General features: G+C 53.2%; 9 protein-coding genes. 3 read left to right on the top strand and 6 right to left on the bottom strand.

All coding sequences use genetic code 11. From position 1 onward, the window contains the following. Positions 1-257 (bottom strand): LacI family DNA-binding transcriptional regulator (locus tag CPT76_RS39745; RefSeq protein ID WP_258168509.1); only part of this gene is annotated, 257 nt, incomplete at its 3' end. Between the two features lie 325 nt (positions 258-582). Between CPT76_RS39745 and CPT76_RS14885 the strand changes: the two genes are divergently transcribed. Then, positions 583-1,641, top strand: a complete 1,059-nt coding sequence (locus tag CPT76_RS14885) for a 2,3-butanediol dehydrogenase (protein WP_105443446.1) — start codon at positions 583-585, stop codon at positions 1,639-1,641. A 209-nt stretch (positions 1,642-1,850) separates the two neighbouring features. Here CPT76_RS14885 and CPT76_RS14890 read toward each other — a convergent pair whose 3' ends face one another. The 4 genes from CPT76_RS14890 to CPT76_RS14905 all read right to left on the bottom strand — a co-directional run bounded on the left by CPT76_RS14890 (position 1,851) and on the right by CPT76_RS14905 (position 5,856). Further along, the gene (locus CPT76_RS14890; protein ID WP_105443447.1) at positions 1,851-3,101 is read right to left on the bottom strand and encodes an MFS transporter; all 1,251 of its coding nucleotides are present in this window, start codon (positions 3,099-3,101) and stop codon (positions 1,851-1,853) included. A gap of 128 nt (positions 3,102-3,229) precedes the next feature. After that, the gene (locus CPT76_RS14895; RefSeq protein ID WP_105443448.1) at positions 3,230-3,955 is read right to left on the bottom strand and encodes a hypothetical protein; all 726 of its coding nucleotides are present in this window, start codon (positions 3,953-3,955) and stop codon (positions 3,230-3,232) included. Positions 3,956-4,251: 296 nt separating this feature from the next. Then, on the bottom strand, positions 4,252-4,884 hold the full coding sequence (locus CPT76_RS14900; protein ID WP_105443449.1) for an RNA ligase family protein: 633 nt from the start codon (positions 4,882-4,884) through the stop codon (positions 4,252-4,254). A 12-nt stretch (positions 4,885-4,896) separates the two neighbouring features. Then, positions 4,897-5,856, bottom strand: a complete 960-nt coding sequence (locus tag CPT76_RS14905; protein ID WP_105443450.1) for an AAA family ATPase — start codon at positions 5,854-5,856, stop codon at positions 4,897-4,899. Between the two features lie 22 nt (positions 5,857-5,878). Between CPT76_RS14905 and CPT76_RS14910 the strand changes: the two genes are divergently transcribed. Continuing rightward, positions 5,879-6,388, top strand: a complete 510-nt coding sequence (locus CPT76_RS14910; protein WP_105443451.1) for a GNAT family N-acetyltransferase — start codon at positions 5,879-5,881, stop codon at positions 6,386-6,388. 74 nt (positions 6,389-6,462) lie between these two features. Here the strand turns inward: CPT76_RS14910 and dapA are convergent, their stop codons facing one another. Further along, positions 6,463-7,362, bottom strand: coding sequence for a 4-hydroxy-tetrahydrodipicolinate synthase (gene dapA / locus CPT76_RS14915; protein ID WP_105443452.1), 900 nt, complete (start codon positions 7,360-7,362; stop codon positions 6,463-6,465). A 116-nt stretch (positions 7,363-7,478) separates the two neighbouring features. Here dapA and CPT76_RS14920 point away from each other — a divergent pair. Next, positions 7,479-8,083, top strand: a 605-nt coding sequence (locus CPT76_RS14920; protein WP_105444094.1) for a LysR family transcriptional regulator, incomplete at its 3' end; no start/stop codon positions are given.

Genomic DNA, 8,083 nt, shown 5'->3' on the forward strand with positions numbered 1-8,083 from the left:
ACCGACCAGGCGATATCCGGAATGATCGCGTTGCGGATATCCGGCACGGCAAGCGCGATCTGGTGGGTTTGGCGGATTTTGAGGCTTTGGGCCGACGTGTTGGGGACAAAGCCCATTTCATCGATCACCTGCATGATCCTCGCCTTCGTCTTTTCGCTGATTCCCCCGGTGTTGTTAAGCGCCCTGGAGACGGTGGCGATGCCGACGCCTGCCTGCTTGGCGACGTCCTCAATGGTCACCTTTTTCTTGTTGGACATGCGAATTAATCCCTCTCACTTCGGAATCGTTTCCTATCCGGAAGACATTTTTTTCTTTTTCAGTATATATTATAGCATACCCCGCCATACCGATGCCTCAGCTTAGCCGCCAGACGCTGCAATCAACGCATAACCTCAGCTTATTTCTATACATAGACATGTAAATCTTCCATTCGCACCATGGTTAAAATCACCCGATAAAGCCCTAAAAAATGATTTGACACGCAGAATAGAATGTGACATCATATGGATCGGAAACGTTTCCTATTTTTTCGATATATCGCTCACCATATTATTTACTGCCTGATAGGGAGATGACGGATTCATGCAAGCATTAAGATGGCATGGCGTGAAAGATTTGCGCGTGGAAACGATTGAGGAGCCTTCGGCCCTCCAAGGTAAGGTCAAAATCAAGGTGGAATGGTGCGGCATCTGCGGAAGCGACCTGCACGAATACGCCGCCGGGCCGATATTCATTCCGGAGGGTGCGCCACATCCATTAACCGGTGAAAAAGCCCCGGTCGTGATGGGACATGAATTTTCCGGCCAGGTCGTGGAAGTCGGCGAAGGCGTGACCCGCTTCAAAGCCGGCGATCGGGTCGTCGTGGAGCCTGTGTTCGCCTGCGGACACTGTGCCGCCTGCAAGCAGGGAAAATATAACCTTTGCGAAAAAATGGGCTTCCTGGGACTCGCCGGCGGCGGGGGCGGCTTCTCCGAATACGTGGCGGCCGATGAGCATATGGTTCATCATATTCCGGACAGTGTCTCCTACGAGCAGGGCGCTTTGGTCGAGCCGTCGGCAGTTGCGCTGTACGCCGTGCGTTCCAGCCGCTTTAAGGTAGGCGACCGCGCGGTCGTATTCGGGGCGGGGCCGATCGGCCTGCTTGTCATCGAAGCGCTGAAAGCGTCGGGTGCTGCGGAAATCTACGCCGTGGAACTATCGCCTGAGCGGCGGAGCAAAGCGCAGGAGCTGGGGGCCATCGCGCTCAACCCTGCAGACGTGGACGTCGTCCAAGAAATCCATCGCCTCACACAAGGCGGCGCGGACGTTGCCTATGAAGTTACAGGCGTTCCGGCTGTCCTGAACCAAGCGATTCAATCGACGAAAATCAGCGGTCAAATTATGATTGTCAGCATTTTCGAACGGGAAGCCCCGATCCATCCGAACCAGATCGTCATGCAGGAACGCAATATCGCCGGCATCATCGGTTACCGGGACGTGTTCCCGGCTGTAATCAGCCTGATGCAGCAGGGCTATTTCGCGGCCGATAAGCTCGTTACGAAGCGCATTGCTTTAAGCGAGATCGTCGAACAGGGTTTTGAGGCGCTGCTGAAAGAGAAAAGCCAAGTCAAAATTTTGGTATCGCCACAACCGTCCAAATAACCGACTGCGAATATTACCGCACCTTAGGTGCTTTTCATAACGAATAAGAAAAACGTCTATCGACGTACCTTCAAAGAAGACAGACCGCGTCTAAAGGAAGTTTTTCTTGCGAGATCAGGAAGTGGAGCCTCCGAAACTTATACTTTCTGATCTCTTCAAAAAAGATCCCTTTGCCGAACATACGGCAGGGGATCTTTGTTATGTTAGCCTTATTGCCGGAGCGCAGCCTGTGTCTCTTGGCTCTTCTCCCGCCGATGATGCAGCATCATCAGAAGAACGGCGCCGGCGAACGCAGCCGCCACAAGCCACACGGGAATCCGCGGATCGAGCTTGTACGCCCAACCGCCGATAATGCCTGCCGGAGACGTAAGCAGCAGGATCAGCACAGACAGTATGGAGAACACTTTTGCCCGTTTGTCATCGTCGATCGCGTTCTGCACGGCTGCTTCCAAATAGGGCGAGCTGATCATCAGCCCTACGGCGGCCAAAATCGTGCTTAGCCCGATCCAGACCAGGTTGGACGTCGGCCACAGCACCAGCATGACGTTTGAACCGACCGATAGAATGAAACCGGCCATCATCGAGCGGTTCGCCGCGTGCTCCGGAATTTTTGGCATCAGCAGCCACAGCGTCAGCAGCATAATGACAGAGGACACCGCCGGGAACAGGGAAATCAGCCCGCTGCCGACGTGCAGGTAATCCGCCATGTACAGCGACAGATACGTCGTTTTCATCGTGGCCTGGAAGTTGAACAAAATGTATACGCTAAAGATCAGCATGAGCGACTTGCTCGTTACAATGTCGCGAATCGCCCCGCCATAATCGATCAGGCTTTCCTTCAGCCCGAGATCGCGGGTTTCCCGCATCTTTCTCTGGCCGATTTCGGTTTCGCGCGTCGACAGATGCCGCCCCACGAACTGGAACGTCATCATCAGGAACGCAAGTACGTACATGATGCGTGTGCCGGACACAAGGCCGTAATGATCCACCAGCAGTCCGCCGAGCGGAGCGAACAGGCCCCCGATCACGCTAATAATCTGCAGCAGCGTAAAGACGTAAGTCCGGTCGGCGGGCTTCGTATCCTCGACGATCAAGCAGTAAAACGCGGTATGCGGCACGCGCTGAAACCCGTTGACGAGCGCCGCCGTGAGGAAGAACCACACATTGTGCGAAACCGCCCACAGGATGGTGGCCAGACTCCAGCTGAACAGGTCAAAATACAGAATGGCCGATTTGCGGCCCATCCGGTCGGTCAAATAACCGCTGATAAACGATGAAAACACCTGAACGATCAGGCCGATCGTAGTGATCCAGCCGATGCTGGTTTCGGCGATGCCAAGCTCGTACATATACAGCGTCGCGTAGGTGCTCACCATACTGTACGGAATAAGAAAAAAAGGCTCGAAGGCGAGACAGCCCCTGCTGTTTCCTTTTAAGCGCGGGAATAAAGGTCGTGACATACCATCCTCCGGGTCCTGATGAAATGTAAATGAGTGTGATCGATGCGATTAAGGCAGCTTGCGCCGCGGTTTCTTCGACTGCCGGGGCTGCCAGGCGATCAAGGCACCCGCCTCTCCACAGGTTTGATTCACCTGTTCAAGTTTCCGGGGTCAACTTCCCACATCCACCGTTCTTCGCCCACCCGGTAAAGTATACCATGATCATGGCTGCTCTGTATCCAGTTTTCCAGATTCGTCCCCGCAATCCCGATGTTGAGATGCTCGCCGTTCAGTACATTGGCAGGGTAAACCATTCTCAGCTTGCTGCCGGTATAGCGGGCTAGTCCGCCGTATAAGCCGGGGGTCTCCTTGTTGAAAGCAAACGCTTTTTCATAAGGGAATGCGGTTTTTCCGTTGTCCCCTGCGGCGTAGCTCATCGCATCCGTCATTTTTCTCTTCCCGTATAAAATTGCATAAGGAAAGGTGAACTGTTCTGCCATATGGCTCAGCCATTCTTTAAGAACGGAATATGTGTCTTCCGGAGGGCTGTCGCAAAAAGCGGCGATATGCGGGAAACTGCCGTATCCGCTCGTATGATAAGTAAAAGCGGCGTCCCATGGCAAAGTTCCGTGCTGCTGGCTGTACATCCAGAAGGCTTCAGCCTCTCCAGTGCCGATTTTCGCCCGTAATTGCTCCGGGGAGGTTTCCACCAGATCGTGATCGCCTTCATGATCTCCGTGCTCCAAAAGCTCATAGTAACTCGTCCCTGTTACAGCCGTGTCGATCTTCTCAAAAAAAGCCTCCCCGGCGGCAAAAGCCTGCATCGCCCCAATCCGTTCCGTATGATACAGCGCAACTCCTGCGCATCCCGGCATACCGTTCCCTCCAAGATTAATGTTCGTTATCGCATTTTTTACTCATCTGTAAAGCTATTATGTATTCAAAGCTAAAGCTTAAAAAAATATAGTTTCAACCTCGTCAATTTCCTCCGATGTGGGTACTTCTGCTTTAGAATTACATGACCAACACCACCTTCCATACCATTTCATCTTTCTATGAACAACAAATATAGTTCCTAAACTGCAATCCACTAAAGAAATCTAGATCTTGCTTAGACTCTGTACATAAAGCTCCTCAGCTTACATTGTCGGACTCCCCTGCTTCAGCAGCTTCACGGTTGGAGTCCGTTCGGCTCGACCGGTCTGCTGAGCCAGTGCTCATCCGTTTGGACATGATTGTTCCGCACGAATTTGGCCAGGCTTTGCCTGAACTGCTCGTAAGGGAAAGACGATGCCAGCCTCACCACATACCCTTCCTGTTCCCCGCCGCAGCAGGACTTTTTCGTATAGCACCGTTTGGCCGCTTCTTCGTCCCATATGCCCCTGTACAGCAGCGGCACCGTAGGTATTCCAAGCCGATCCGCCCAGATTTCCGTCTCATCCCAGGATAGGCACAGGTTCTGCTCATTCCACACCGAGAACAGCATAAAGTATCCAGGCAGCGCATCGTAGGCGAGCGAATGCTTGGCGTACACATTTTCCCCGCAGAGACGATACCCTTCCGGAATCAAGTACCTGATGCCGCCGTGCAGCGTCTTGACGTAATGCCGGGACGGATGATCCTTGCTGTCCAGCGATCTCGCGTGAATGAAATCCGGGTACATCGTGGTGTTCTCGCCGTCCATTTTCTCGGTGATCACTACTTCTTTTCCCACGAAATGGTCCGTGCTGCGCAAAATTTTGTCATCATCGGTGTATCCTCGCGACCAGGGAAGATGCATCGTTTTCGGATATTTGATTTTCATGAAACCACCTCTTTATTTGCCGTTCGTGTCCGCTTCCGCGAAAAAATACAACCGGGCCAGCAGATCCCCGCCAAGCAAATGATAAATGTTTGACGCTCCTGCGTCTCCCCCGTGAAGAATTTCCATATGAAAGCTGATCATATGCACAACCTTCAACACAAATGCCTCATCATATCCGAGCTCCTTCAGTACATGACAGGCAATGGCCGCAGAGACATGCTCGTGGCCGAAATAGGAGTAATAGCCGCGGGTTTCCTTCCACACCTTACAGAACGGTTTGCCCGCATCGTGAAACAGCGCCGGATACCGCATCGCCAGCAGGTCATCCCCTTCGTACTGCGCATTGATATAGGCAAGCACGGCGTAGGTGTGCTCAGACAGGGTTTTGGAGTGATAGGGATTCTCCTGGTCGTACCCAAGCATGACGGAAAAATGCGGGGAGGCGCTTAAATAGGCAAAAAGCTCATCGTGATCTGGACGTTCTGCGAGCAGTTTTTCCAATTGGATTCTGTCCAGCTTCACATCCTCTGAGCTGTGCACGATATGCAGCGCTTGGAACCCTTCGGCCATGACCGGAAACTCAAAGTTTTTGGCAAATTTCGTTAGCACTGCTTCGTCGATCCGGCGTTTGCGCGTCCCCGCCCGCTGCCTGGCCGTCGCATACGGCGTATCGCACACATGGCCTTCGACAGGCACATCCTTGAATTTCTTCAGAAACTTTACGCGGCGGTCGCGGCTCACGTTGGTTGCGTCAAATACGACACTGCGGCCCTCCCCAAGCAGACGGTCTATTTCGGCAAAAGCCTCGTCAAACACCAGATACGAATTTTTTTGCCTGGACTCGCTGCCGAACAGCCGCTCCCGGATGGAGTCGGTCGAAACCGCCACAGCCCGCTCACGCTTGCACAAATTTTTGGCATAGAAGCTTTTTCCGCTTCCTGGAATGCCGACCAGCATGTGAATCGTACTCATCGTTATCACCTCCCTTCCATAAATGGTTGATTTCCTTCACCATCCTCTTGATAGTCACCTTCCATTCAACGCCGGACATTTGAATGTTCCAGAGATGCTGGAGCATCTGGGCGGCCCGGAAAGTGACGAGCAGGTTGAGAAGCGCCATAAGCGATATGTTGAGGTTCAGTCCCTCGGGAACGGCTGCATGTATAGCATATGGCTGGCAGATCATCCGGTGCCAATAGGCAATGCGGGATTTTGGGAGAGTGGTTGGCAGGGGTCTACCATTTATGAGATCGGCTGGGGCGTCCTGCCTTCCTTTCAGCAGCGGGGCATTGCATCGGCCGCGACAGCAGCCGTGATCGAGCAGGCGAAACAGCAGAAGAAGCACCGATATATGCACGCTTTTCCATCCGTGGATAACCCGGGTTCCAATGCGATTTGCCGGAAGCTTGGCTTCGCTTTCATGGGTGAATGTGATTTTGAATACCCGAAAGGCAGCTTTATGCACTGCAATGACTGGCGCTTGGATCTGGAATCGGGCGTCTGATACGGGCAGCATGAAAGCGGCCATCGCCCTTCCTTTGAAGGATGGAGGCCGCCTTCCTGCTAACGTCCGTTGTATTAGTTATGCGCTGCTTCGATGCCTGTCAGCAGTTGGGCCAGTTCATTCTGGAGCGGCTGGGATATACGTGTCATCGGCAGCCGAAGGTGATCTGAAGCAATGACACCCTGAGTAGCCAGCACCCATTTTATTGGAGCGGGATTCGGTTCCTGGAACAGTTTGCGAATGAGCGGGACAACACGGTCAAAAGATCGTTTGCCTTCCATGACCATCCCCTTTTGCACCAGGTCATGGACCTCAATAAAGATATCTGTGTACAAGTTGGCCGAAGCCAGAATCCCCCCGCTCGCCCCTTGGCTGAGCTTGGCATGGTAGTACAGGTCGTCACCGCATAAGACCGCCCCCGCATCTTGACGAGTCAACTCGGTAACCAGTTCCAGGCCGTCGGAGCTGTCTTTCATACCGATCACACCTTCCATCTCCATAATGGTTTTGGCCGTATGCATCGTTAAGCGGACCCCGGTACGGGCAGGGATCTCATAAGCTATAACCGGTACCCCGACTTCCGTCACCCGGCGAAAATGCTCGATGATCCCTTCTTGCGACGGTTTACTGTAATAGGGAACCACAACGAGGACGGCATCCGCCCCCAAGGCGGCAGCCTGCTCCGTCCGCTGCACGGTCGTCAACGTGTCGTTGGTTCCCGTTCCGATGATCACCGGGATGCTTCGCTGCTTTTCTTTCAAAATCTGCTGCGTGGCCCGGGTGAGCTGTACGACTTCGTCCCAGCGTACCGTCGGAGCCTCTCCAGTCGTCCCGTTTATGATCAAGCCGTTGATATGATGCTCAGCCAGCTTTTCCACGTAACGGGTGTACGATGCCAAATCAAGCTCTCCGCTTGGCAAAAATGGCGTGACCACAGGAACCAAAACGCCATGTAGTTCATCTCTTCCGATCATTTCGATGACCTCCTCTATAGGTTGTGCCTCTAATTTAGCATAGGAATTATTATCAGTGTTATCTATAATAGTTGATGAGCATCATCGATAATATTGATACCATGGAGATGAATAGCATGGACCTGACGTACTTTCATACCTTTCGCGAGGTCGCGCACCGCAAAAGCTTTACCCGGGCGGCCGAAGAGCTGGGATATGCGCAGTCGAGTGTAACGGCGCAAATACAGAAGCTGGAGAAAGCATACGATACGCAGCTGTTCGAGCGTTACGGCAAGGGGGTTCGGCTGACCTCCTCCGGGGAAGAGCTGCTTAAGCTTACGGTACAAATGCTTGATTTGTTCGATGAATCGAAGGAGAAGCTTCGGAGCGAGGGAGGCGGCACGATCTCCGTCGGAACGATGGATTCCCTCGCCGCTTACTTTCTCCCCCCGCTGATCCAGCAGCTGCGCAAGCAGTACGAAGGATTGTCCATCCGATTATGGACGGACCGGGAGGACCTTCTCGTCCAGAGAGTCAAAGAGGGAGATTTGGACATCGGCCTGATTCTCGATAACGAACCGGAGGATCCGGCGCTTCACTGGCAGACGGTCCGCGAGGAACCGCTCGTTCTCATTGCAGGACCGGGACATCCCCTGGCAGATCGAGAGATCATCCGTCTTCAAGATCTGTACGATGCCGAGTGGATTCTGCCGGAAGAAACCTGTAATTACCGGCTGATAAT

The sequence above is a fragment of the Paenibacillus sp. AR247 genome, assembly GCF_002968895.1.
GTDB classification, from domain to species: Bacteria; Bacillota; Bacilli; order Paenibacillales; family Paenibacillaceae; genus Paenibacillus_AQ; species Paenibacillus_AQ favisporus.

What these genes read in the sequence shown, in the direction of transcription:
- CPT76_RS14895 (WP_105443448.1), bottom strand. Translation starts at nt 3,955, where the DNA reads ATGCCGGGATGCGCAGGAGTTGCGCTGTATCATACGGAACGGATTGGG.
- dapA (WP_105443452.1), bottom strand. Translation starts at nt 7,362, where the DNA reads ATGATCGGAAGAGATGAACTACATGGCGTTTTGGTTCCTGTGGTCACG.
- CPT76_RS14885 (WP_105443446.1), top strand. Translation starts at nt 583, where the DNA reads ATGCAAGCATTAAGATGGCATGGCGTGAAAGATTTGCGCGTGGAAACG.
- CPT76_RS14905 (WP_105443450.1), bottom strand. Translation starts at nt 5,856, where the DNA reads ATGAGTACGATTCACATGCTGGTCGGCATTCCAGGAAGCGGAAAAAGC.
- CPT76_RS14900 (WP_105443449.1), bottom strand. Translation starts at nt 4,884, where the DNA reads ATGAAAATCAAATATCCGAAAACGATGCATCTTCCCTGGTCGCGAGGA.
- CPT76_RS14910 (WP_105443451.1), top strand. Translation starts at nt 5,879, where the DNA reads ATGGTTGATTTCCTTCACCATCCTCTTGATAGTCACCTTCCATTCAAC.
- CPT76_RS14890 (WP_105443447.1), bottom strand. Translation starts at nt 3,101, where the DNA reads ATGTCACGACCTTTATTCCCGCGCTTAAAAGGAAACAGCAGGGGCTGT.